The organism is Micromonospora sp. NPDC049047 (assembly GCF_040649135.1).
Classification (GTDB): Bacteria; Actinomycetota; Actinomycetes; order Mycobacteriales; family Micromonosporaceae; genus Micromonospora.
The window spans coordinates 478,691-502,119 of sequence record NZ_JBEZEY010000003.1 but is presented as its reverse complement, the minus strand read 5'-3'; the positions used below and the strand labels follow the sequence as shown (position 1 = coordinate 502,119).

The 23,429-nt window shown below is 69.2% G+C and carries 19 protein-coding genes and 2 tRNA genes; 11 read left to right on the top strand and 10 right to left on the bottom strand.

Translation table 11 applies throughout. From position 1 onward, the window contains the following. Nucleotides 1-44: 44 nt before the first annotated feature. Nucleotides 45-1,103, top strand: coding sequence for a hypothetical protein (locus AB0B86_RS08020; RefSeq protein WP_357410014.1), 1,059 nt, complete (start codon nt 45-47; stop codon nt 1,101-1,103). Nucleotides 1,104-1,235: 132 nt separating this feature from the next. On the opposite strand, the gene AB0B86_RS08015 is transcribed toward AB0B86_RS08020, so the two are convergent. Beyond that, on the bottom strand, nt 1,236-2,780 hold the full coding sequence (locus AB0B86_RS08015; RefSeq protein WP_357410016.1) for a non-reducing end alpha-L-arabinofuranosidase family hydrolase: 1,545 nt from the start codon (nt 2,778-2,780) through the stop codon (nt 1,236-1,238). A 672-nt stretch (nt 2,781-3,452) separates the two neighbouring features. Here AB0B86_RS08015 and AB0B86_RS08010 point away from each other — a divergent pair. Both AB0B86_RS08010 and AB0B86_RS08005 read left to right on the top strand, forming a co-directional pair. Then, nucleotides 3,453-5,888, top strand: coding sequence for a molybdopterin-dependent oxidoreductase (locus AB0B86_RS08010; RefSeq protein WP_357410018.1), 2,436 nt, complete (start codon nt 3,453-3,455; stop codon nt 5,886-5,888). 3 nt (nt 5,889-5,891) lie between these two features. After that, nucleotides 5,892-6,350 (top strand): hypothetical protein, encoded by a 459-nt coding sequence (locus tag AB0B86_RS08005; RefSeq protein ID WP_357410020.1) that lies wholly within the window; start codon nt 5,892-5,894, stop codon nt 6,348-6,350. A 58-nt stretch (nt 6,351-6,408) separates the two neighbouring features. On the opposite strand, the gene AB0B86_RS08000 is transcribed toward AB0B86_RS08005, so the two are convergent. Beyond that, nucleotides 6,409-7,362: a hypothetical protein gene (locus AB0B86_RS08000; RefSeq protein ID WP_357410022.1), complete on the bottom strand. Its 954-nt coding sequence runs from the start codon at nt 7,360-7,362 to the stop codon at nt 6,409-6,411. A 161-nt stretch (nt 7,363-7,523) separates the two neighbouring features. Next, the gene (locus AB0B86_RS07995; protein ID WP_357410024.1) at nt 7,524-7,703 is read right to left on the bottom strand and encodes a DUF4241 domain-containing protein; all 180 of its coding nucleotides are present in this window, start codon (nt 7,701-7,703) and stop codon (nt 7,524-7,526) included. A 60-nt stretch (nt 7,704-7,763) separates the two neighbouring features. Between AB0B86_RS07995 and AB0B86_RS07990 the strand changes: the two genes are divergently transcribed. Together AB0B86_RS07990 and AB0B86_RS07985 are read left to right on the top strand one after the other, a co-directional pair. Then, nucleotides 7,764-8,507: an AraC family transcriptional regulator gene (locus AB0B86_RS07990; protein ID WP_357410026.1), complete on the top strand. Its 744-nt coding sequence runs from the start codon at nt 7,764-7,766 to the stop codon at nt 8,505-8,507. A 58-nt stretch (nt 8,508-8,565) separates the two neighbouring features. After that, nucleotides 8,566-9,225 carry a dihydrofolate reductase family protein gene (locus AB0B86_RS07985; RefSeq protein WP_357410028.1) on the top strand — a complete coding sequence of 220 codons (660 nt, stop codon included), beginning with the start codon at nt 8,566-8,568 and terminating at the stop codon, nt 9,223-9,225. A gap of 554 nt (nt 9,226-9,779) precedes the next feature. Here the strand turns inward: AB0B86_RS07985 and AB0B86_RS07980 are convergent. Together AB0B86_RS07980 and AB0B86_RS07975 are read right to left on the bottom strand one after the other, a co-directional pair. Further along, a tRNA-Arg gene (locus AB0B86_RS07980) sits at nt 9,780-9,852 on the bottom strand. Between the two features lie 35 nt (nt 9,853-9,887). Continuing rightward, nucleotides 9,888-9,978: transfer RNA gene (locus AB0B86_RS07975), tRNA-Ser, on the bottom strand. A gap of 263 nt (nt 9,979-10,241) precedes the next feature. Here AB0B86_RS07975 and AB0B86_RS07970 point away from each other — a divergent pair. After that, nucleotides 10,242-11,633 (top strand): hypothetical protein, encoded by a 1,392-nt coding sequence (locus tag AB0B86_RS07970; RefSeq protein ID WP_357416684.1) that lies wholly within the window; start codon nt 10,242-10,244, stop codon nt 11,631-11,633. A 4-nt stretch (nt 11,634-11,637) separates the two neighbouring features. On the opposite strand, the gene AB0B86_RS07965 is transcribed toward AB0B86_RS07970, so the two are convergent. Further along, on the bottom strand, nt 11,638-12,408 hold the full coding sequence (locus AB0B86_RS07965; RefSeq protein WP_357416682.1) for a CPBP family intramembrane glutamic endopeptidase: 771 nt from the start codon (nt 12,406-12,408) through the stop codon (nt 11,638-11,640). Nucleotides 12,409-12,553: 145 nt separating this feature from the next. Here AB0B86_RS07965 and AB0B86_RS07960 point away from each other — a divergent pair, with 145 nt between their 5' ends. Continuing rightward, a complete protein-coding gene (locus AB0B86_RS07960) occupies nt 12,554-13,669 on the top strand; it encodes a globin domain-containing protein (protein WP_357410036.1) in 1,116 nt (371 codons plus the stop codon). Between the two features lie 68 nt (nt 13,670-13,737). Here the strand turns inward: AB0B86_RS07960 and AB0B86_RS07955 are convergent, their stop codons facing one another. Further along, nucleotides 13,738-15,267, bottom strand: coding sequence for a peptide deformylase (locus tag AB0B86_RS07955; RefSeq protein ID WP_357410038.1), 1,530 nt, complete (start codon nt 15,265-15,267; stop codon nt 13,738-13,740). A 330-nt stretch (nt 15,268-15,597) separates the two neighbouring features. Between AB0B86_RS07955 and AB0B86_RS07950 the strand changes: the two genes are divergently transcribed. After that, nucleotides 15,598-16,374, top strand: a complete 777-nt coding sequence (locus AB0B86_RS07950) for a hypothetical protein (protein ID WP_357416678.1) — start codon at nt 15,598-15,600, stop codon at nt 16,372-16,374. 12 nt (nt 16,375-16,386) lie between these two features. Here the strand turns inward: AB0B86_RS07950 and AB0B86_RS07945 are convergent, their stop codons facing one another. After that, a complete protein-coding gene (locus tag AB0B86_RS07945) occupies nt 16,387-18,222 on the bottom strand; it encodes a hypothetical protein (protein ID WP_357416676.1) in 1,836 nt (611 codons plus the stop codon). A gap of 212 nt (nt 18,223-18,434) precedes the next feature. On the opposite strand from AB0B86_RS07945, the gene AB0B86_RS07940 reads away from it, so the two are divergent. Next, nucleotides 18,435-19,145, top strand: a complete 711-nt coding sequence (locus tag AB0B86_RS07940) for a class I SAM-dependent methyltransferase (protein ID WP_357410044.1) — start codon at nt 18,435-18,437, stop codon at nt 19,143-19,145. A gap of 62 nt (nt 19,146-19,207) precedes the next feature. On the opposite strand, the gene AB0B86_RS07935 is transcribed toward AB0B86_RS07940, so the two are convergent. Beyond that, nucleotides 19,208-19,750 (bottom strand): YbhB/YbcL family Raf kinase inhibitor-like protein, encoded by a 543-nt coding sequence (locus tag AB0B86_RS07935; protein WP_357410046.1) that lies wholly within the window; start codon nt 19,748-19,750, stop codon nt 19,208-19,210. 137 nt (nt 19,751-19,887) lie between these two features. Between AB0B86_RS07935 and AB0B86_RS07930 the strand changes: the two genes are divergently transcribed. Next, on the top strand, nt 19,888-20,040 hold the full coding sequence (locus tag AB0B86_RS07930) for a hypothetical protein (protein ID WP_357416673.1): 153 nt from the start codon (nt 19,888-19,890) through the stop codon (nt 20,038-20,040). A gap of 53 nt (nt 20,041-20,093) precedes the next feature. Next, the gene (locus AB0B86_RS07925; protein WP_357416671.1) at nt 20,094-21,284 is read left to right on the top strand and encodes a low temperature requirement protein A; all 1,191 of its coding nucleotides are present in this window, start codon (nt 20,094-20,096) and stop codon (nt 21,282-21,284) included. Nucleotides 21,285-21,923: 639 nt separating this feature from the next. Here AB0B86_RS07925 and AB0B86_RS07920 read toward each other — a convergent pair. Next, nucleotides 21,924-23,135, bottom strand: a complete 1,212-nt coding sequence (locus AB0B86_RS07920; RefSeq protein ID WP_357416668.1) for a helix-turn-helix transcriptional regulator — start codon at nt 23,133-23,135, stop codon at nt 21,924-21,926. Nucleotides 23,136-23,429 lie beyond the last annotated feature (294 nt).

The window sequence follows — 23,429 nt, the reverse complement described above, 5'->3', positions numbered from 1 at the left end:
GCGTGGCGCGTGATTTCCCCAGGCCCTGTGGAGTTGATTTTCCGGTGACCGGTCCGTGGGTTGCCCCCGAGTTGCTCGCCGCGCTGCGAGTTCCGTGGCAGCTGGCGGATCCCGTCGAGCGGGGCAGGGCGACGCAGGAGCTACCGCCCGACCCGCAACGGCGGGCGGAGGCCGTACGCGCGTTGGAGCTGTGTCTGGCCTACCTGGTGGACGTCAGGGACACCTACGGCGACGAGACCGACTGGGGACTGCCCAGTGCGTTCTTCGACGACTACTGGTTCGTCCTGTACCCGAGGCTCAAGCAGTCGATGCCGACCCTCGCCGACGTGACGCCCGGGAGGGTCCGTGACTGGGCCGAGGCGTACCTGGACGCGGAGGACGTCTTCGGCGCGGCCTGGCCGACGCCCCCGGACGAGGTCGTCGACCGCATCGGCCGGTCCTGGGCCTTCTTCATCGTGCAGGGGGCGACGGAGGGCCTGCTCCGGTGGCTCCGCCAGATCGGGCCCGAGCACCTTGACGATTCGGAACGGTCCCGAGTGGTCGACCTGCTCAAGGCGGCCACTCCTCGACTGCAGTGGCGTCTGGCGATCATCACCGTGCCGACGATTCTTGATCTCGGCGGCTCCGATCAGCACCGCTACTTCGATCGGCTGGCCAACGAACCGGGCCTGCACGAGAGGACCCGCGCCGAGGCGGAGAGTGTGCGTTCGTTCATCGACCGCGCACACGAACAGCTTCCCGCAGTGAGCACCGTGCGACTCGAGTACGACGACGTCGAAACCGAGGACGACCTGCGGGTGACCTACCAGGGCGAGCTGTTCACCGGCGAGGTGGTCGAACGCTCGCCGCAGGGTCAGCTCATCGCTCTCACCACGTACTTCAGGGGCATTGAGGACGGCCACTCCGCCGAGTGGTACCCGACCGGCGAGCGTAAGTCGGAGGGCAACGTGCGGTACGGCACGGCTGTCGGCGTCCACCAGGAGTGGCACCGCAACGGCAGCCCCGCCGCCCGGGTCGAGTTCGACGACCAGGGCAGGATGCTCAGTCGACAGCGCTGGGCGGAGGACGGCACTCCACTCGAGAACTACGTCGCGCACTGCTGAACGCGGAGCGCCGGACGGCAGCGGCCCTCGACGACCGCCAACTGTCCGTCCCGCACGGACGGGCCCGCGACGGACGACTCCGTCGCGGGCCCACCTTCCATGGATCAGCGTTGCGGGATCAGCAGATCCGGCTCAGCGTTGCAGGGTCAGCAGACCCGGCCGGTACGGCAGGAGGCCGTAGTCGACGCCGTTGGAGCTGGGCGAGCGACCCTGGTAGAGCAACTGCAGGTTGCAGGCGTTGACAGTCATCGTCTGGTCGGCGCTGGTCCGCAGCAACTCACCGTGGCTGATGTCGTTGGTCCAGGTCGCACCACTGTTGGCCTTACCCGCGAACGGGTTGCTCTCCGACGCGGCCTGCGGCGTCCACGAACCGTTCAGGCTGGTCGCCGTGAACGAGCGGAAGTACCGACCCTGCGAACCGATCGCCTCGACGATCATCAGGTACTTGTTCAGACCCTGCAGCTTGTACACCTGCGGCGCCTCGAACAGGTTGTTCGTCGTGTCACTCATGATCGTCGTGTAGCTGCTACCGAAGCTGCCCGGGAAGTTCCCGATCGGCATGCTGGCCCGGTAGATCTTGCCGTTGTCACCGGCGAAGAACAGGTACATGTTCGTCCCGTCACCGATCACCGTCTGATCGATCGGACCCGTCCCCGAACCCGTGATGCTGCCACTGAACAGCGTCTGCGGAGACGACCAACCGTTCGGGTTGGTCGGATCAGTCGAGGTCCGGTACGAGAACGCCGGCCCACCCCACTGGTAGGTCAACACCCAGATGTTCTTCGGCGCGAAGTAGAACAACGATGGCGCCACAGTCCCCGAGTTCATCCCGTTCTGACTCGCCGACGCCATCTGCGAGTAGTTCGTGAACAGACCGAAGTTCATCGAACCCCAGCTGCTGCCGAAGTCGTGCGTGGTCGCGTAGACCAACTGCTGACCGTTGTACGGCGCCACGGTGAAGTCCTTCAGTGACACCCACCCGGACTTCGGGTTCGCCAGCGATCCGGTCGACGACCACCGGTACGACGAGGGCAGGTCACAGGTGCCGCCGGGCGGCGGAGTCGTCGGCGGCGGGGTGGTGGGGTTGCTGCCACCGTCGACGCGGACGAGCTGCCACTGCTGGTTGGTGCCGTTCCAGTCGTCGTACTGGACGATGTTGCCACCGTCGGCGGTCGAGGCGCCCTGCACCTCCATCACCTTGTTGCTGTTGCGGTTGATCAGCCGGACGTAGCCGCTGTCCGAGTCGGCCAACCGGAACTGCTGGTTGGTGCTGTTGTTGTCGGTCCACTGCACGATCGCCCCGCCGTTGGCGGTCGAGAAGCCGGAGACGTCGAGCACCTTGCCGGACAGCCGTGACTTCACCCGGTAGTTGCCACTGCCGGAGTCGACGAACTGCCACTGCTGCTGGTTGCCGTTGTTACGGGCCCACTGGGTGATCCGGGCGCCGTCGTTCGTGGCCAGGTTGTACACGTCCAGGGCCTTGCCGCTGTTGCGGTTGATCAACACGTACCACGCGCTCGTGTCGACAGTCGCCGCGGCGGCGGGCGACGACACCACCGCTACGGCAGCACCGCCGACCAGCACCGCCGCCGCGCCGGCGGCGAGAATGCGGGGCAACCACCAACGTCGCCGCGGCGACGGCGGCGCGATCGATGGAGACCTATCGAGGGCAGACATGATCCTCCTTCAATGACCAAAGCCGAACGGCCTGCCCGAGGATGGGCGCACCGCGACACGTGTCCGGGCGAAGCGTCGGGAAAGTTAGCGCTAACAACACGCCTGACTGCCCTGGCGCACGACCGATTCGAGGGTCGACGAAGCAGGCTTCCCCGGTAAGCCATGGATGTCGTCGTCCTTAGCCATCGACTGTGAGCGATAACATGCCGTTCGTCAAGACGTAACGTGCTGGGAACATCTGGCGGTGACGGGCCGTGACCCAGGGTTCGGCCGCTCCCCACAAGCACTGCGCGGGCATCGCCGCCAGCTCGCCGGCACCGACCGCAGCGGCGGCTCTTGAGGTGCCGCTGCGTTGGCGCTAACATCGACGTTTGCCCATTATTTGGGAGCAATCTCCGGGCCCGGCGTGATCGGCCGGAGGGCGTAACTGGGCTGCGAATCGTCGCGGCGGCCGCGACCCTACTGGTGCTGGTGTTGCTGAAGGCGTCCCATCTGCCGGCCGGCGCGACGACACTGACCGTGAGCTGGGTCTGCTGCGTACCCCGACTCAGTTGCTCGTCGCGGCCGCCGCGGTGGTGCTGGTCATCATCGTGGACCGGGGATACGGGCGGCTGTCCGGCCGACCCGTGCCACTGTGGGCGGCACCCGAACACTTCGCGGAAGGAGAGCGTGATGGTGGACCGGATCGCCGACCCGTGGGGTGAGCGCACCCCGTACGGGCCGGGGCAGGAGTGGCCGGTGCGGGTGGACCGTTTCCTCGACGGTGGCCGCAGCGAGGCGGACGTGGACCGGTGGGTCCAGTCGGCGTCGGTGCTGCACTCGAACGGCGACGCCATGGACATCGCGGTCGCCGACGGCAGGATCGTCGGGGTACGCGGTCGCGCGGTGGACCGGATCAACCGGGGCCGGCTCGACCCCAAGGACCTGTACGGCTGGCAGGCCAACCACAGCGCGGACCGGCTGACCCGACCGTTGGTCCGGGACGGCGACCGCCTCGTCGAGACGGACTGGGACACCGCGATGGGCCGCATCGTGACCCGCTCCGAGGAACTGCTCGCCAAACCCGGCGGGTGGGGAAACTTCGGCTTCTACACCACCGGGCAACTCTTCCTGGAGGAGTACTACGCGCTCGGCGTGATCGGAAAGGCTGGGCTGGGCACGCCGCACATGGACGGCAACACCCGGCTGTGCACGGCGACCGCCGCGGCGGCGTTGAAGGCCAGCTTCGGCACCGACGGCCAGCCCGGGTCGTACACCGACGTGGACCACTGCGACGCGATCGCGTTGTGGGGCCACAACGTCGCCGAGACCCAGACGGTGCTGTGGATGCGGATGCTCGACCGCCGGCGCGGCCCGAACCCGCCGGCGATGCTGGCGGTGGACCCGCGCGCCACCCCGGTCGCCCGGGAGGCCGACCTGCACCTCGCGGTCCGCAACGGCACCAACATGGCGCTGCTGAACGGCCTGCTCCGCGAGATCATCCGGCGCGGCTGGTACGACCGCGACTACGTCGACGCGCACACCCTCGGCTTCGACGAGCTGTGCCGGATCGTCGACGGCTATCCACCACGGCGGGTCGCCGACATCTGCGACGTGCCGGCCGCCGACGTGGAGCGCGCCGCCGAACTGCTCGGCTCGGCACAGCGGCTGCTGTCGACCGTCCTGCAGGGCTTCTACCAGTCGAACCAGGCGACGGCCGCCGCCTGCGCGGTCAACAACCTGCACCTGATCCGGGGCATGATCGGCCGGCCGGGCGCGGGGCTCTACCAGATGAACGGCCAGCCCACCGCACAGAACAACCGGGAGGCCGGCGCCGACGGCGACCTGCCCGGCCTGCGCAACTGGGAGAACACCGCGCACGTCGAGGAACTGGCCCGGCTCTGGAACGTCGAGGTCGACACGATCCCGCACTGGGCGCCACCGACGCACGCCATGCAGATCTTCCGGTACGCGGAGCAGGGCTCGATCAAGCTGCTGTGGATCACCGCGACCAACCCGGCCGTCTCGTTGCCGGACCTGTCCCGGATCCGGCGAATCCTGGCCAAGCCGGACCTGCTCGTGGTGGTCCAGGATCTCTTCCGCACCGAGACCGCCGAACTGGCGGACGTGGTGCTGCCCGCCGCCACCTGGGGCGAGAAGACCGGCACATTCACAAGCGTCGACCGGACCGTGCACATCTCCGACAAGGCCGTCGACCCGCCGGGCGAGGCGAAGCCGGACCTGGACATCTTCCTCGACTACGCCCGCCGGATGGACTTCCGCGACCGCGACGGCAACCCGCTGATCCGGTGGACCGGGCCGGAGGAGGTGTTCGAGGCGTGGAAGGAGTGCACGCGGGGCCGGCCCTGCGACTACACCGGCATCAGCTACGACAAGCTGCGCGGCGGCTCCGGCATCCAGTGGCCCTGCACACCGGAGCACCCGGACGGCACCGAGCGCCTCTACACCGACGGGATCTTCAACACCGACCCGGACTACTGCGAGACGTACGGCCACGACCTGGCCACCGGCGCGGAGTTCACCGAGCCCGAATACCGGGCCAAGGAGCCGCGCGGCCGGGCGTTCCTGCACATCGTCGACTACCAACCCTCGCCCGAGGTCCCCGACGACGACCACCCGATGCTGCTCACCACCGGCCGCACCGTCTACCAGTTCCACACCCGCACCAAGACCGGCCGCGCCCCCCAGCTCAACCAGGCGGCCCCCGACGTGTGGGTGGAACTCAACCCGGCCGACGGCGATCGGCTCGGCATCGCCGAGGGCGACCTGGTCGGCGTCTCCTCGGCGCGCGGCGCCATCCAGGCCCGCGCCCGGCTCTGCGGCATCCGCCCCGGCGTGGTGTTCCTGCCCTTCCACTACGGCTACTTCGACCAGGATCCCGCCGACCGCACCCCCCGGGCGGCAAACGAGCTGACCATCACCGCCTGGGATCCGGTCTCCAAACAGCCCCTCTTCAAGGTCGCTGCCGTCGCCGTGACGAAACTCGCCGACGGGCGGGGCCAACCCTCGCCAGCACCCACTGTCGGTGGCAGCGCGCCGCCGGCGGACGCCCACGTACCGCCCACCCTTGGCGGGCCGGCAGCCGAAGCCACAAGCGGGAAGGAATGAGCCGTGCACCTCGCGCACTATCTCGGACTGCTGCACCGCGCGCAGACCAACCTCGCTGACGCGTTCCGCCAGGTCGCCGACGCGCACGCCGAGGAACCTGACATCCAGCACCTCTGCCAGCAGCAGGCGAAGCGTTGCGACACGTACGCCGAACAGCTGCACCCGTTCGTGGCCCGTTACTCCGAGGACGCACCCGACGAACCCGACCGGCTGCACTCCCAACTGTTCACCGGTACCCGTACCGGCGGCATCGGCCTCCTGCGGGACCTCCAGGATCTCTACCTGATGGCCGCCGAGTGCGACATCACCTGGACCGTCGTCGGCCAGGCCGCCTACGGCGTCCGCGACGAGGACCTGCTCGCGGTCGTGCGGCGCTGCGAAGGGCAGACAGCGATCCAGCTCAAGTGGCTGCGTACCCGGATGAAGGCCGCCGCGCCCCAGGCGCTCGTGGTCGCCGGCTGACGGCCGGAGTGCCGCGACTGGGAACCCGCTGGTGCTCGTATCGCTCGGGTTCAGTCGGTCATGAGCGGGCAAGCACTTGCTCGGTCCGGTTGCGAAGGGCATCGAGCTCGGCGGAGCTGCCTCTCACCTCGATGAGGAGTTCGATGGCGGCCTGCAGGTACTCCAGGGCGATGACGTGCTCGTCGAATGGAGCGTCGACCTCGAACTGATCGAGCAGAACCTCGAAGTCGGCCAATAGCGCATCGGCGAGAGTGGCGGCTCGGTCGGGATCGCCGTTGCGCTGGATGCAGCGGGCCGACTCGATCATCGCTCGTCCGACGAAGGCGTGAGATTGGCCCAGCAGGCGGGTGACGATGCGTCCCACCAGCGCGAGGCCACGCTCCTCAAGCTCCGGCTCGGATTGGGCAGCGAACTGCGTGGTGACCTGACGGGCCGCCGCGGCGAGCGCGACACCGTCGACCCACTCCTGGGAACCCTCCGGGGCACAAGGCTGCTGCCCCAACCGGACGATGCACGCTTCGGCTGCGACCGATAGTGACGTCGCCGCTTCGAGGAGGAGGTGGAGGCGTATCCGGCCCGTCTCCTGCGACGCGACTGCCAACCGTGCGACCTCGAGCGCCACGGCGACGTCCTCGGTGCCGTGCGTGGGCTCGCCACGCCCGGCCCGCTCCAGGAGAGCCTGCGCTCGCGCCCGCTCCTCGGGCGATGGCCCAGGAGCTCCATCATCGACTGTCAGTCCGAGCTCGAGCCGGTATGACGTCCACGCCACCGGGTCCTTGACGGGGTCCGGCTCGTTCGCGGAGTTGCCGGACACGGCACGGACGACTCCGCCCCCGACACGGTCCATCGCGAGCCGTGCATCATCGAACGACAGCGCGAACCGCTCGGTCAAGACGGCAAGGACATCGCGACGGCGCGTCCCCTCCTCGTCGGCAGCCCTGAGATACAAGACAAGGGCGCGTAACGATGTGCCCCGAGCAAGGCGCACAGTCAGGTCGTCCGTCCATTCCACGGCACGATGATCCCCATCCCGACCTCGAACCACAAGCAAGCCGACCTGCGTAGAGGTCAGGAAGATCAAGGGCCGGTCTCCCGCGAGTGGGACGAGTCGCGGGGCGACGAGTTCGACGACCGGGTGGGAGATCACGGCTGACGGGTTCGAGCGACAGTGGTCTACGTCCGGCCAATGGGGTGCCCGACGGCATCTGGTTGGCAGAACAATGGGATCACCAGGAAGTCCGTGACGTAGCTGGTCACCTCGCCATCGGCGGCATAACCGACGAACGTCGGGTAGATGCCGTCGCCCCACCCGGAACTTACGGTGATCACGTTCGCTCCGGTCGCCAGGTCCATGATCGCATCGACAGCAGCAGGTGCCGGCGGCACCTAGCCTCAGGAGGGAACCTCGGCACATTGAAGACGGAGGCCATGGCGTTGCGGTTCGAGCATCGCGAAACCGAGATCGACGTGAGCCTCGTCGACCGCGTGTGGCGCACCCGCTCTGACGCGGAGGAGACGATGACGTCCGCCGCACGAACCTGCTGGCAGCTGATCCTCTCGCAGGCGCAGGGACGCCTACTCGCCAGCCTGCGCGGGCCGGAGACCAGGGCGACCACGGCACCGGTCCCCCCGGGCACCGAGTTTCTCGGGATCCGGTTCGCGTTCGGCGCGGTTCTCCGGCCGCATCCGGCAGCCTCGATCGTCGATGGGTACGTACCGTTCCCCGTGACGGAATCGGGCAGGATCGTCATCGGCGGCGAAAGCTGGGAGGCGCCGACGTTTGAGAACGTCGAGCACTTCGTCCGGCGATTGCAGGACGCGGGTCTGCTGGTGCGATCGCATCTCGGGGACGAGGAGCCCATCGCCGAGCATCCCGAAGCCAGCCCGACCGAGCGAACCCGGCAGCGTCGCCATCGAGCGATCATCGGACTGTCGGCAACCGCCGTAAGGCAGATCGACCGCGCGAACGCCGCAGCCACGATGCTGCGCGACGGCCTTGACTGGCGCACAGTCGTCGAGACGTTGGGGTACTTCGACCAGGCCCACCTCGCGCATGCGCTGCGTCGCTACGTCGGGTACACCGCACGCGAGCTGCAGGCAGGCCACTCTGCCGCGATGTCGTTCCTGTACAAGACCCACCCTGGGCCCGGCAGCTAGCGTTCGTCTGCCAGCCAGCCCTGGCCGGCTGTCCGCAACCAGACCTTTAAGGAAAGCCGTGCTACTCAGCGTCAACATCTTCGTCAGTCTCGACGGTGTCATGCAGGGACCGGGAAATCCCGACGAGGACCGCTCCGGCGGCTTCGACCGCGGCGGGTGGCTCGTTCCGCACGCCTCGACGCACACCAACGAGGTCGTCGAGAGCTGGTTCCGTGAGGCCGACGCGTTCCTCTTCGGCCGTATCAGCTTCGGCCTGCTCGGCGGGTACTGGCCGAAGGTCACCGAACCCGGCAACCTGATCGCCACCAAGCTCAACACGCTGCCAAAGTATGTCGTCAGCTCCACGCTGACCGACGACGAAGCCGATTGGAACCCGACAACCGTCCTCCGCGGTGACCCGGTCGATGAGGTACGCCGCCTCAAGGAGCTCCCGGGCAAGGAACTCCAAGTTCACGGAAGCTGGAAACTCGTGCAGACGCTGCACCAGGCAGGACTCGTCGATGTCTACCGGCTACTCCAATACCCGGTAATCGTCGGCACGGGAAAGCGCCTGTTCCCGGACGGATCGACGGCCGCAAAGTTCGCAACCATCGAAGAAGACTCGCGCGTACTGCCCGGCGGCGTCGTCTCGCTGACCCTCCACCCCACGAGCCTCGGCGCGATCTCCGCAGGCTCGTACACGGTCAACGAAGGACGCTCGGCGACGGTCCTCGACTGACAACGGCGCCCGACCGGCTTCGAGGTCCTGGTCGCCCGTTAGGGCCGGTGTCGAAGTCGGTCACAGCCACTCGTTGATAGCGGCGAACTGGATGGTGCTCGGCCGCTCATATGCCAGGCACAGCTTCGTGGCCAACCCGACGCAGGACCGGCCGAGGGCGTGATCAGCAGGCTAGACGGTGACGTCCCAGGGCGGTTCCGGCCTGCGGGCCAGCGCCTCTTTCTCGCCCTAGGCATGCTGGTGGGCGTGGGCGCTGGTCGAGTCAGGGACATGTCCCAGGTGATCCGGCCCGCCGCATCGGCGAGGGCTCGCAGCGCGGTGAGGATCTGCTGCCAGTTCCCGTTGCGCTGCCCCCGGCGGAACAGTGCGTATCGCCTCAGTGCCTAGCTAGCCGCCGACGTAGGTGGACCATCTCCAGAGGTCACCCTCGGCAATTCTCCGTAACGGTCAGCCAGCGTCAGCGGCCGGGTGTGCACCCATGGGTGCACGAAAAAACGCCCCTATGGTCGACTTCCGCCGATAGCCAAAGAGGCGTTTCCCCTACTCAACCGCTGTGCGCCCGAAGGGACTCGAACCCCTAACCTTCTGATCCGTAGTCAGATGCTCTATCCATTGAGCTACGGGCGCTCGTGCTCAGCCAGTCTACACACCCGGCTTTCGCGCGGAGACTCCGGGATTCGAACCCGGGAGGGGCTTTAAGACCCCAACCGCATTAGCAGTGCGGCGCCATAGACCAGACTAGGCGAAGTCTCCCCGGTGATCAGCAGACCACCGCGCCCGAGGATACAGGTCGCCACCCACTGGGAGCAAAACGACTTCCGGGGTACGCCGACCAGGGGCTGCCCGTCCCCGGGTTTCAGCGCTGTGCGGCGGCGTGATCGGGACTACGCTCCATCGATATGCAGGAGCAGCCGCCCAGCGAGTCGAGCCGTCGAGAGCCTGCTGGAAGAGCGCGCAGGCGCTCCCCGCGGCCCACCTTCACCCCGCCGCCCGCCGCGGAGCAGCCCGGGGAACCGGTGCCACCATCGGCCGCCGCTCCGGCGAGCCCGCGCCCTCGGCGGGCCAAGGCCGCCCCGGCGGTGATCTTCCAGCCTCCGGAGCCGGATCGCCCGCTGCCTCGGCAGCCGCTCCGCTCGGAACCCTCGCCGAGCGCCCCACCCGACGACGCCGCATCCGCCCCCGACCGGGCCGACCCACCCAGGAAGGCCGCCCCCGCCGCCGACCAGGCCGGCCCACCCGAAGAGGCCGCACCCGCCGTCGACAAGTCCGGCCCGTCGGAGGAGCCCGCACCGGCCACCGAGCGGGCCGACGCACCCGCCGGCGGCCGGCAACCATCCACCGCACCGTCGACAGGCACACCGACGACTCGCGCCACCCCTCGCAAGGCCACCCCTCGCAAGGCCACCGCCCGGAAGGCCACGAAGCCAACCGCCGCAGCCGCACCCACTGCGACCAGCACGACGGCCAGCCCGGCCAGCCAGGCACCAACCCCGGCCAGCACGACGACCGCGCCGAGCCAGGAAGCCGCGCCGGCCAAGAAGGCCACGCCGACCAGGAAAGCGGCTCCCACCAGGAAAGCAGCCTCCACCAGGAAGGTCACACCTACTGAGAAGGCGGCCACCCCACCCGCCGTCCCGGCCAGGCAGACCGCCTCGACGGCCGAGCACGCGGGGACCCCACGCCGGAACGCCACGTCCGAGGAAGCCGCCCCAACACCGCAGCCCGTGGCGGTCCGAGCGCAGGTCAGCGACCCGGTGCCAACTTCGGGGCGTACCCCGGAATCGGAGCTGCTTGCGGTCGCGGCGCGCGTACTCGATCACCCGGGTTTCGCGCCGGAGTTGCTGGCGCTGGCTGCGGTGCGGTCGCTCGGACCTGGCGCGGCCGAGTGGGCCGCGCGGCTGCGGGGCCGGTATCCGGACGCCCCGGCGGACGGCCTGGCTCGGCTGGTGACCCGGCGGTACGTGCGGGCAGCGGGCGCGGGTGGGGCTGCCGCGGCGCTTGCTGGTTTCTTCGCGCCGCTCGCCGAGTTGGCCTCGGTGTTGTGGACGCAGGCGAACCTGGTGTTGCACCTGGCGGCGGTGTACGGCAAGGATCCGGCGCATCCCGACCGGGCCGTCGAGCTGCTGGTGCTGACCCAGGTGCACCCGGACGCGGTGAGCGCCCGGGCGGCCCTGAGCGCGGCGCAGGCGGCGCACGATCCGGTCGAGGGGGCCTGGCCCCGGGCGGCGGAGGCCGCCTGGCGGCTGGCCGCGCCGCTGACCGCGCAGGCCGGCGGCTCGGTCGCGTTGCGGCTGGTGGCTCGGCTGCTACCGGGCGCGGCGGTGCTGGCGGCGACGCTTGGCGACGCGGCGGCGGCCGACCGGCTGGCCGCTCGAACGGTGGCTGTCTACCGCGCCGTCCGGCGCTGACCGGTCAGAGCCAGTCGAACCACTCTCGGGGCAGCGACGCGTAGCCGACGAAGGCGACAACGTCGAGCAGGGTGTGCGCGATGATCAGCGGCAGCACCCGCCGGGTGCGTAGGTAGAAGAGGCTGAAGATCACGCCCATCACCGCGTTGCCGACGAACGCGCCGAAGCCCTGGTAGAGGTGGTACGAGCCGCGTAGCAGGGCGCTGGCCGCGATGATCGCGGCGAGCCGCCACTGGAGCTGGCGCAGCCGGGTGACCAGGTAGCCGACCACGATCACCTCTTCCAGCACGGCGTTCTGCACGGCGGCGAGGATCAGCACGGGGACCGCCCACCAGACCGGCGGTAGCGCGGCCGGCACCAGCGTGGCGTTGAGGCCGAGCTGGGCCGCGACGAAGAACAGGGCCAGGCCGGGTAGGCCGATGAGCGCGGCCAGACCGGTGCCCCGGGCGAGGTCCTGGCCGGGTCGCCGGGCGTCCACGCCGAGGGTCCGCGCCGGGTCGCCGGGGTCACGGCTGAGCAGGTGTACGGCGAGCAGCACCGGCAGCAGCGCGAACACGATGCCCAGGAGCTGGTAGGTGAGGTCCAGCCAGGGTCGCGGCGATGCCGAGGTGTTGAGCGAGGCGGTCTGTTTGGAGAGCGGACCCTCGGCGGTCAGCTTCGCGATGATCGAGACGACCGCGTAGACCGCCGACTGGCCGAGGGACAGGCCGAGGACCAGCAGCGTTTCGGTGCCCAGCAGACGGCGGGACACCGGCCGGGTCAGCTCAACTGTCACCGCACCACTCTGCCCGACGAGGGACATCGGTGGCACGACCGACCGGCCAGCATGAGCCGATCGCACATTCTGTGCGACCAGTCGACACTCTCCGTGGAGATTCTATGGGCGCCCGATCCGCTGCCGACTGGAGGAGAAGCGCCCCGTGGACAACCTCGCACGGCTGCTGAAGGAGAGCTGGACCTTGGTCGAGGACGATCGGGCCCGACTGACCGACCACTTCTACGCCCGAATGTTCCTGCTCGACCCCGCCCTGCGGAACCTCTTCCCGGTGCAGATGACCGGCCAGGGCGATCGGCTGCTGGAAGCGATAGTCACGGCGATCCACACTGTCGACGACCCGGAGAGCTTCGCCGAGTTCCTCCGGGCGTTGGGGCGCGACCACCGCAAGTACCACGTCGACGAACGGCACTACGCGACGATGGGCACCGCGTTGCTCGACGCGCTGCGCCGCATCGCCGGCGACGGCTGGAACCTGGAGTACGACCAGGCGTGGCGGGAGGCGTACGAGGCGGTCGCCGCCCTGATGGTGGCCGGGGCGGCGGCTGACGACGGGCCGCCGTTCTGGCACGCGGAGGTGCTTACCCACGAGCGTCACGGCCCGGACACCGCCGTGTTGACCTGCCAGGCGTTGCAGCACCCACTGCGGTGGCAGGCCGGCCAGTACGTCAGCCTGGAGGTGCCGCGCCACCACCCTCGGGAGTGGCGGAACTACTCGGTGGCGAACGCCCCCAATGACGACAACGTGCTGGAGTTCCACGTCCGGTCGCCGGGGGCTGGATGGGTGTCCGGTGCGTTGGTGCGTCGGGTGCGGCCTGGTGACCTGCTTCGCCTGGCGGCGCCGATGGGGTCGATGACCCTGGACCGCGCCTCGGAAAGGGACATCCTCTGCGTGGCCGGCGGTGTCGGCCTGGCACCGATCAAGGCACTTGTCGAGGAGTTGGCCACCTTCAACCGCACCCGGTGGGTGCATGTCTTCTACGGCGCCCAGCAGGCGGCGGACCTGTACGGCCTGGCCGGGTTGCAGGAGTTGGTGGCCGCGCACCCGTGGTTGTCGGTCACCGCGGCGTGCAGCGACGACCCGGACTTCGACGGTGAGCTTGGCGACATCCCGGACGTGGTGGCCCGGTACGGCCCGTGGACCACGCACGACTGCTACGTCTCCGGCTCGGCCCGGATGGTCCGGTCCGCGCTGCGGGTCCTCGCCGCGGACGAGGTGCCGCCGCCGCACATCCGTTACGACACCTTCGGTGACCTCTAGACGTTCCTCCCCCCACACCGGGGCGCGTGCCCCTGCCCCCTGGGGCACGCGCCCCGGTCCCTTCTTGGTCAGTAGCGCCAGGGGCGCCCGGTCTCGCGGTATTCCTCGACCGGCACCAGCGGCACGCCCGGTGCCATCCGGTCGACGTAGAGCCGGCCCTCCAGGTGGTCGATCTCGTGTGCGACGAGCCGAGCCATGCCGAACTCGAACGAGGTGATGATCCGGCTGCCGTCCCACTGGGCGTGCTCCACGTCCAGTCGCAGCGGCCGGGGCACCAGACCTCGGTGATCGAAGAAGGACAGGCAGCCCTCGTACTGCTCGTCGGTGTCCGGGGCGGCGTCGACCACTCGGGGGTTGAGCAGCACTACCGGTTCGGCCGACCGGTCGGGGGGCCGCACCACGGCCGCCGCCCGGCCGATGCCGAGCTGTGGGGCGGCGACGCCCACCCCCTTGTTGAACGGGTGCAGTTCGTCGAGTCGGGCCAGGGCCATGGTGAGCCGGTCGACCACATCCCGTGCGACCGGCTCCTCGCCCGGCAGGTCGAACTGTCGGACGCGCTGGCGGAGCAGGTCGTCGCCGCGCTGCACGATGCCGAGGCCGCGCATCCGGTCGCTCGGGCGCACCCGGACACCGCCTGGGCCACTGTCCGGTTCGGGTTCCGGTTGGGCCCGGAACCGCCACTGCATCCGGTAGCGGGCGTTCAGCGGTGGGTCGTCGGTCTGCCACTCGTAGATCGCCCGGTCACCCTCGTCGTGGCGCTGTGGAGCGGTCCGCAGCGGGCCCTCCTCCGCGGAGAGCGAGGTTTCCTCGCCCCAGACCTGCGGGTCGAGCGCCGCGGGCAGGTCCAGGCGTACGGCGAGTTGCCGGGTGGGTAGTCGGACGGCCCGCTGGAACCAGGGACCCCACTTCTCGTGCCCGACGCAGTACGCGTACTCGATGGTGGCCCGGTCGCCCGGATAGAGCGGGAAACGCCGTTCCCCGTTCTCGAAGAGCAGCCAGATCTCCTTGAACGCGTCCCTATCGTGTTTGGCTCGCCAGTGCATCGGCTCCGGGTCGCCGCTGCCGTCGTCCCGGCGGGCCTGTAGTTGCAGCTCGGCGAAGGTGAGTTGGTGGTCGCGGTGGTGCCGGTTGGAGCGGCCGGGATCGTTCGGGTAGCGGTCGACGGCGACCCGGATCAGGTAACGGGTGACCGGCTCGGTCCCGGCGTTGTACAGCTCCCGGCGGATCATGCAGCGGTAACCGTCGTCGGTGTGGGTGAGGACGGCCAGTTCCCGTTCCACGACGAGGCCGGTGCCGGGCGGCAGCCACTGGCCGGGCAGGTACGACTCGCGGTGCGGTTGGCCCGCGCGGGCGTGCCGCAGGTCGTCGTACTCCCGGAAGCGCTGCCAGATCGCACCGTTGGCTTCCAGGACGGCCTCGGCCCGGCGGGCGAAGTCCTCGGTCGGGCGGTGTCGGCGCCCTTCGACGTGGCTCACGTAGGACGGGTCGAACCCCATGAGAACGGCGAGTTGTTTCTTGGACAGCCCGCGCCCGGTGCGTTGCCTGGCGAGTTCGGCCGCGAAGGAGTCGGCAGCCCGTTCGAGGGGTGAGGTCGTCATCAGCTTCCTCGCGGCCGGGGCATTAAGTTTCACTTTCAGTGCACGGTCACACACGCATCTGGCATCTTTTCGACACACCGCTTGACAATTCACCGACGACCATCGATGGTGTGAGCCGTTTCCGGGCGCCCAGGGCGGGTAGTACGCGGAGCGCGGAGCGCCGCGCGAGTGACCTGAGCGAGTGACCGGGGCCTCGCAGCCAGCACCTAGGTGAGGCTTCCCTTAGACCCGCGCATCTGGTTAGGCTAGCCTTAGCTCAGGACGGCATGTGTCGTCCGCCGGGGCGCTCCCCGGCCACGCGGACGGGGGACGACTCAGGTGACAGCGGTGATGCCGAGGCGGGATGCCGTCGCCACGCCGCTCGCTCCCGTCACCGCGGCGCTGCGGGCCATGTTCGGCACCGACGACGTTCCCGGGCTGGCCCGGGGCCTGGTGGTCGAGGACGAGTTCGGCTGGGCCCCCGCCACCACGCTGATCGACGGCAGCCGGCTGCCGGAGTTGCTGCGCCGGGCCGCCGTCCGCTGGGGTGGCACCCCGCACGCGTGTGCCGCGCTGGCCTGGAAGTCGTACAGCTACTGGGCGTCGCTGCCGGTAGTGCTCGGCTGGGCTTCGGCCCGCCGGGTCCCACTGCTCGATCCGGCCGACCTGCTGATCCACTTCGAGGACCACCGGCAGCTCCTCACCATGGGCCTGCGCCGTCGGACCACCGTCGCGGTGCTGCCGAACGACCCGTTGGCGCTCGCCGGCCTGCCGCAGGTGCGGGTCGTCGCCGACGAGGCGGAGCTGCTGGCCGCCCTGCGCGCGGCACTGCTCGACGCGCACCTCATGCCGCTCATCGCGGCGATTCAGACGGAGGTCCGGGTGGGCACCCGGACGCTGCTCGGCTCGGTCGCCTCCGGCATCGCGCACGGCATCCTGCGGGCCGCCGACGGCCTGCCCGGCTCGACGGTGCAGAGCATCGACACACTGCTCGGCGCGCTCGACCTGGCCGATTTGGTCGAGCTGGTGCCGGGGCCGACAGGTGAGCCGAGCGTGCAGCGGCGCACCTGCTGCCTCGCCTTCACCCTGCCCCGGCCCAAGGTCTGCCAGGGCTGCTGCGTCCGCTAGGCCCCCGACGGTTCAGTCGGTGAACGACCGGACGTCCCACACCCACACCCCACCGGTGTGGACCGGCTGGATCCCGGTCAGCTCGGTCATTCCCCGACGCAGCGCTGTCTCGTTCTCGTGCGGCCCGAGGATGACCACGCCGGCCCGCCAGAACCGCAGGTCGTCAACCGCTCGGACCCGTGCCTGCGGGGTGATCGGCGGCACCGCGTCGGTCCGCCGGATGGTGGCGAAAAAGCTGCTCGTGGGTCGGGGTGGCGCACCGAACAACGCGACGCGCGGCGGGTCGGCGCTCGGCCGGGTGTCCGGACCGAGGAAGTAGCCACGGGCCAGCGGCATGTCCAGCCGGGTCGCCGCCGCCCACCGCAGCGGCTCCGCGTAGGTGCTGTCCGGCAACGGCAGGGTCACCACGCTGCGCCCACCCGTCACGTACGGACGCCAGGCCCCACTCGTCACGAACGTGGGGACCGGATCGAGGTGGGTCACGGGCAGCGGAGTGGGGACGATCGGCAGCAGCGCCATCGTGAGCACTGTTGCGGTGACGAAGCGGACCTGCCCCCGGGCCGCCGGGTGCGCGCCGGCCAGTTCGCGGGCGCGTTCGGCACCGTAGGCGAGGAGCAGCCCGATGATCGGGGTGATCGCCAACGCCCACCGGGTCGGTACCACCGAGTGCAGGATCGGCAGGTTCTCCAGCGCCGCCCAGGGACCCGGAACCCCCGTACCCCGGTTGTCGAAGCGGACCTCCCGGCCCAGCGACAGCACAGTGAAGAGCAGCCCGAGCCCGGCCAACGCGAGCACCACGGCCGAGCGTCGCAACCACCAGACCAGGGCGATCACCAGCACCGTCAACGACCAGCCGAAGAAGCTGTTCTCCTCGGTCGGGTTCTTGGCCAGGCCCGCGGCGGTGCGCGGGCTACCGGCGAGGGACTCCCGGGAGTACGCCACGAACGACGCCAGGTCACTTGAGTAGCCACGGATCAGCCGGGACAGCCCGGAGTACGCGTCCGGTCCGAAGAACTGCACGTACAGGGGGTACGCCAGCAGCAGCGCGGCGAGACCGGCGGCGACGGCGAGACCGGCGAGGAAGGACCGGGCCCGCGCGCGCAGCTCGGCCCGAGTGAGGGCCAGTACGCCGATGACCAGGCCGAGCCCGATCGCGGTCATCAGCAGGATCTCCAGGTTGAGGAAGGCCTGCCAGACGATCACGAGCGCGAGCAGCACCCCGTTGCGCAGCCAGCGGCCCGGTTCACCGAGTCGTAGGGTCCGCCAGATGATCAACGGGACGACGAACTGCGACACGATGTTCGGGTGCCCGTTGGCGTGCGACACCATGGCCGGCGCGAACGCGCAGAAGCCACCACCCAGCCACGCCGGCCCGCGAGCGCCGATCAGGACCCGGGAGAGCAGGAAATACCAGGCGGTGGCGGTGGCAATCATGCCGACGGTGAGAAAGACCAGGAATGCCACTCTCGGCCCCAGAAGCAGGGTGACGGGCGTCAGTGGCAGCGAAATGGATAATACGGACGTATTGGCCATCAGATTGACGCCGTCCGGCACGTTCATCTGATTGGTATGGAACGGATACGCAAAGTGTGTGACGACTCGCGCACCGTGCGCCATCATCCATTCGAACTGCGACTGATCGGACTGGTTGTCCCGTACGCCACTGCCCGGCTCCAACCAGAGCCGGGCGGTCACCCACAGGGCGAGCACCACGAAGCTCAGCACGGCGGCGAGATCGACCCACCTCCCCCGACGGGAAGGCCGAGCGCGACCAGCCTCTTCCTGCACCGACGACGCGCCGACCGGACTGTCGCTGCCGCTTGGCGAGTCCGGCTCAGGAGTAGTCATGACAATTCACAGAGTAGTCAGCGGATGGCGCTGCCGTGACATGTTTCGGGGTACTGCCGTACTATGTGCCGGGTTCGCCGACCGCCGATCACGAACCCACCCCCGACCACAATTCGGCCACCCCCGATGCCCCGATTCTTCTGCCGTCCCAGCGGATGATTCACTCTGTCGGTCCAGGCACGGGTCGAGTTCATATCGTGAGGAATCGACGCATGGCAGAAATCACTGGGGATCAGCGCGTTCAGTCCGAGGTGTTGGAAGGCCTGGCGACCGCTGTCAACCACCGTCGCTGGTTCATCGAGCTGGCCGTGCCGTACCTCGGCGACGACCCCATCGAGATCGGCAGCGGCCTCGGTGACTACGCGCTCGAGTGGTCCGAGCTGCTGCCCCGGTTCACCGCGACCGAGGCGGACCCGGACCGGCTGGTGCAGCTCAAGGAGCGCCTCGCCGACCGGCCGAACATCGACGTCCGGCAGATGCTGCTGCCGCACAGCGACCGGGGCGACTACAGCGCCGCGGTCTCGTACAACGTCCTGGAGCACATCGAGGACCACGTGGGCGCGCTCAGCAGCATGCGCGACCTGGTCCGACCCGGCGGTGCCGTGATCATCATCGTGCCGGCATTCCAGTTCGCGATGAGCCCTGCCGACATCGCCACCGGGCACGTCCGCCGCTACACGAAGAAGACACTGCACGCGGCGATGACCGAGGCCGGCCTGACGGTCGAGAAGATGCACTACGCCAACGCGCTGGGGCTGATCGGCTACTTCATGGCCACCAAGGTCTTCCGGCTGATGCCGAAGGAGGGCCCGATGGTCAAGGTGTACGACACTGTCGTCCTGCCCGCCACCAAGGCCGCCGAGCAGCTGGTCCGCCCTCCGTTCGGCCAGTCGGTCTTCGCCGTGGCCCGCGTCCCGTCCTGAACCGCCCATCCCGCGATCTCGCACCCGCCCTCCTGGTCGGGCGCGAGATCGCGGGGCACGGATCAGTCCTTGATCTGGTAGGTCGGGCGGATCACCGCCCGGGCCAGGGTGTGGAACGTGAGGTTGAAGCCGACGTAGGCGGGGCTGGCGTCCGGGGTCAGGTCCAGTCGGTCCACGTCCACGGCGTGCACCGCGAAGACGTACCGGTGCGGGCGGTCGCCGGGCGGCGGCGCCGCACCGCCGTACGCCTGCTCGCCGTAGTCGTTGCGGACCGCGAACGCCCCACCCAGGTCGACACCGCCCGCGCCACCGGCACCGCTCGGCAACTGCGTGACCTCGACCGGCACGTTCACCAACACCCAGTGCCAGAACCCGCTGCCGGTCGGTGCGTCGGGGTCGTAGCAGGTCACCGCGAAGCTCTTCGTCTCGGCGGGGAAATCCGACCAGGTCAGCTGTGGCGAGACGTTGTCACCCCCGGTGCTGCCATGCGCGTGCCGGGCGTCCATCGGCTCACCGTTCTGCACGTCGTCACTCGTCAGCGTGAACGAGGGCAGCGTCGGCAGCAGCTCGTACGGGTCCGGGGCGATCGGTCGTTCCAGGGTCATCAGAACGCGTCCTTCCGGTGTGCGGAGATATCAGCCTCTTCTTACCCCGTTCCCGGGCTGTCGACGACCGGTTGGGCCCTGTCGGTGCATCGCCCGCGTGCATATGATCATCGCCGCATCGTTCACGGGGGAGACTCTTGAGCATCTGGCGTGACTTCCTGGTCGCCGTCGTCACCGCGCTCCGCAAGCCAGACGAGCAGTCGCTCGCCCGGGAACGCCGACGCGCTGTCGAAAAACTGGCCGAAGAGACGATCCGCGAGGAACAGCGGCCCGCAGACCCGCCGGAGTGACCGCGACGCCGGGTGTCCGGACTCGGCACCGGGCATCCGGTAAAGATGACCCGATGGGGCGGATCTTCCGGTCGCGGCCGGTGGCGACAACGGAGACGCATCGCACCACCCTCTTCGAGATCTTCTTCGATCTGGTGTTCGTCTTCGGGCTCATCCGGGTCACCACGTTCATGAGTGAACGGCCTTCGCCGGTGGCCCTCACGCAGGGCTTCCTCGTCCTCCTGCTGCTGTGGATCTCCTGGGTGGTCTACTCCTGGTTGGGTAACCACGTCCGCATCGACGTCGGGCTGGTCCGTGCCTGCGTGACAGTCTCGATGGCAGCCGTCTTCCTCGTCGCACTTGTCATTCCCGACGCCTGGGCGACCGGGCCGGGTACGACGAGACAACGACTGATCCTGGTGCTGGCCTACGTCACGCTCCGGGTCATCGCCATCGCCGTCTTTTACTGGGCCTCGGCGGGCAACCGACAGCTGCGCAGGACTATTCGTCTCTACGCCCTCTCCACCGTGCTGTCGTGGGTCCCCCTCGCCCTCGGCGCCGTGTTCGGCGGCACCGCACAACTCCTACTCTGGGCGGTGGCCCTCACCATCGACATGGGCGGCGGGGTGGTCTCCTCGGTGTGGAGCGGGTGGCCGGTGCGCAGCCCGAGCCACTTCGCGGAGCGGCACAGCCTCGTGGTGATCATTGCGCTCGGCGAGTCCCTGATCTCGGTAGGCGCCGGCGTCGGGGTACAGCGGATCCGTGGGCCGATCCTGCTGGCCGCGATCCTCACGCTGGCCGTCACGGTGTGCCTGTACTGGCTGTACTCGTCAAGCGCGATGGCCGCCGGCGAAGCGTTGCGGATGGAGTCCGGGCTACGGCGGGCCCACCTCGGTGCCAACGCCTACACCCTTGCCCACTTTCCGCTGCTCGCCGGGACCATCTACGTGGCGCTGGGAGTCGAGCAGGTCCTCGCCGGCCTGGCGGACGAGAAGTCCTACGGGACCTCGGCCTGGATGCCGGCGATCGCCCTGTTCGGCGGGACCGCCCTATTCCTCGCGGGCCGGGCGACGTTCCTGAGTCTCAGCGTCCGCTGCATACGACCGGGACAGTTCGTCGCTCCCACCGCGGCGCTGCTGGTGATTCCCGTCGGGCGGCAACTGCCCGGCCTGGCCGCCCTCGCCCTGCTCACCACCTGCCTCGCCGCACTGCTCAGCTATGAGACCTGGACCAGGCGATCCGCGACGATCGGCGGAGCTGAGTGACCGGGCCGCTCAACGCGCCCATCGAACGAAGCGCTCGAACAGTTCGGCCGCAGGGACGGCGGGCATTTCGGTTACCGCCACCACGTGCAAACTGCCCAGGTACATGGACAGGCCGACCCGGTCACCGCCGTACGCCTCAGACAGCCGTACTCGGGCCGGAGCGCAGGGCCAGGGCGTGTCCTGCTCACAGCTACGACATGTCCACTCGGGCCGACGCGAGATGTGCTGGTCAGCGAGGCGGCTCGCCAAGACGGCGACAGCACGTTGGCCCTGTGCCGATCGGGCGTCCATGGCCGCTCTGACCGTGATGGGGACCTCACCCATCATCGGCCAGCACCGCCGCCGCCCTGGCCGGCGGAGTGGCGTCGAGCTTGAGCCAACAACCGCTCCCGGGCAGCGTCCTGCTCTGCGCGTTGGATCGCCGGACCGGCAGCACCGATCGGCACAAAAGCCGCCAATCGCCTGACTTGCCGACGGAGCAGGTTGAACGGCCACATCATCGCGGTGCCCTCCCGTCTCAGGGGCGACGGCTCACCCCCAACCGAGGGCGATCGCGCACCCGCTGCAATCGTGAGGACACGCTAAGCAGCGGCAGAGAACGGGCAGGGTACGCGGCGTACCCAGCGACAGGAGGTACCCCTACAGCTCCGGCACCGCGATCCTGCTTTCCAACTGGATCGCTTCGGCACGGATGGCCGCTAGCGCCTCCCGGGCCAGTCGGCCCGCCAACTCCTGAGCCGCTGGCGAATATCGGACCGTCTCGGGAGAGGTGGCCTCAGCGAGGCCCAACAGGTGCAGCGTCGCCTCTTGCGCCCCCTCCAGGTCGGCAGAGCGAGCCAACTCCACGTAGTGCCGACCCCGCCGCTCAGTCGACGGGATCGACGCCGGATCGAGTGAATGCGCCCACCGTTGCGCCTCGTCAGGATCGCCCAGGTCGACCGCGCACATCACCGCGTACACGTCGACCAACGGCCGCGACACCCGAGTGCGAAGGCCGACGAAACCAGTCGGCAGTGCCTGCTCGACCACTCGACGCGCGGAATCCCAGTCGGACCAGGCACCCTGGTCACCGGTGCGAGCCCGCGTCAACGCGGTACAGAGATGCAGGTCGGCCAGCATCTCGGCCCACTCGCTGCCACCATCGGCGACCCGGGGCTCAATCAGATCGCGAGCCTCCCGCAAGCGCTCCAACGCCTCGTCACCCCGGCCGACGGCCCGCAACAGGTGCGCTGCGTACCAGGTGGATTGGGCAATGGCGAGAGGGTCGTCAGCATCGAGGGCCGCCGTCATGCCGCGGTCGACGGTCAGCCAACACAGTTCGCGGTCACCGTGCCAGGCGAGGTAAGCCTGCGCAAGGTGATGCGCCTGGGCGAGCAGAGCGAGGCTGTCGCGCCGATTTTCGCCGGTGTGCAGCCGAGCCGCGCGCTGAGTAGCGTCGAGCAGCCCGGGAAGGACGACGCTCACCTCGGTGCGTTGATGCCGAGAGGTGTGCCAGGTCTGCCAGGCGGACTCGACAGCACCGCGCAGATAGTCGGGGGAATCCGGCTCACCCGAGACCGAGATGTGCCAGGCGGTCAGTGCCCGACGGACATCGCCGATCGCGGGATGACTGGGTCGGCCATCCAGGGACAGGGTCACCTGCGGCCCGAACAGATCACCGAGATCACGTACGCCGAGGTGCGGTGCGACCTGCTGGGCGGCCCGCAGCGTCAAGCTGCGACGCCCGTTCTCCACGAACTTGATGGTGGTCGGAGACAGCCCGGCAAGGCCGGCGAGCTGTTCGCGGGAGAGGCCGGCGGCTCGACGCAGCCGCTCGACGCGCTGACCGGGGGTGGGTTGCTGATCCGCCATGAGGCACCTCGCCGTGTGGGGTACACCGTGTACCCCGACCGTACGCCGCGATTGGGCACCCGTCGATGCCTACTCGCTGCGGTAGTTGATCCACTCGCATTCACTGGTGTCGGCGTATTCCTGAGCACCGAACACCCCGGCTTCCGGGAAGCCGAGTGGATCAAAGCTCGGCGTTCGGGTTGGCGGAGGGTGCGGGAGGTAACCGCCACCACCGACACACAGAAGCGCCCCCGGTCATACCGGCCGGGGGCGCTTCGCGCTATGCCTATGAACTCCTGGACTGTCGCATTGACG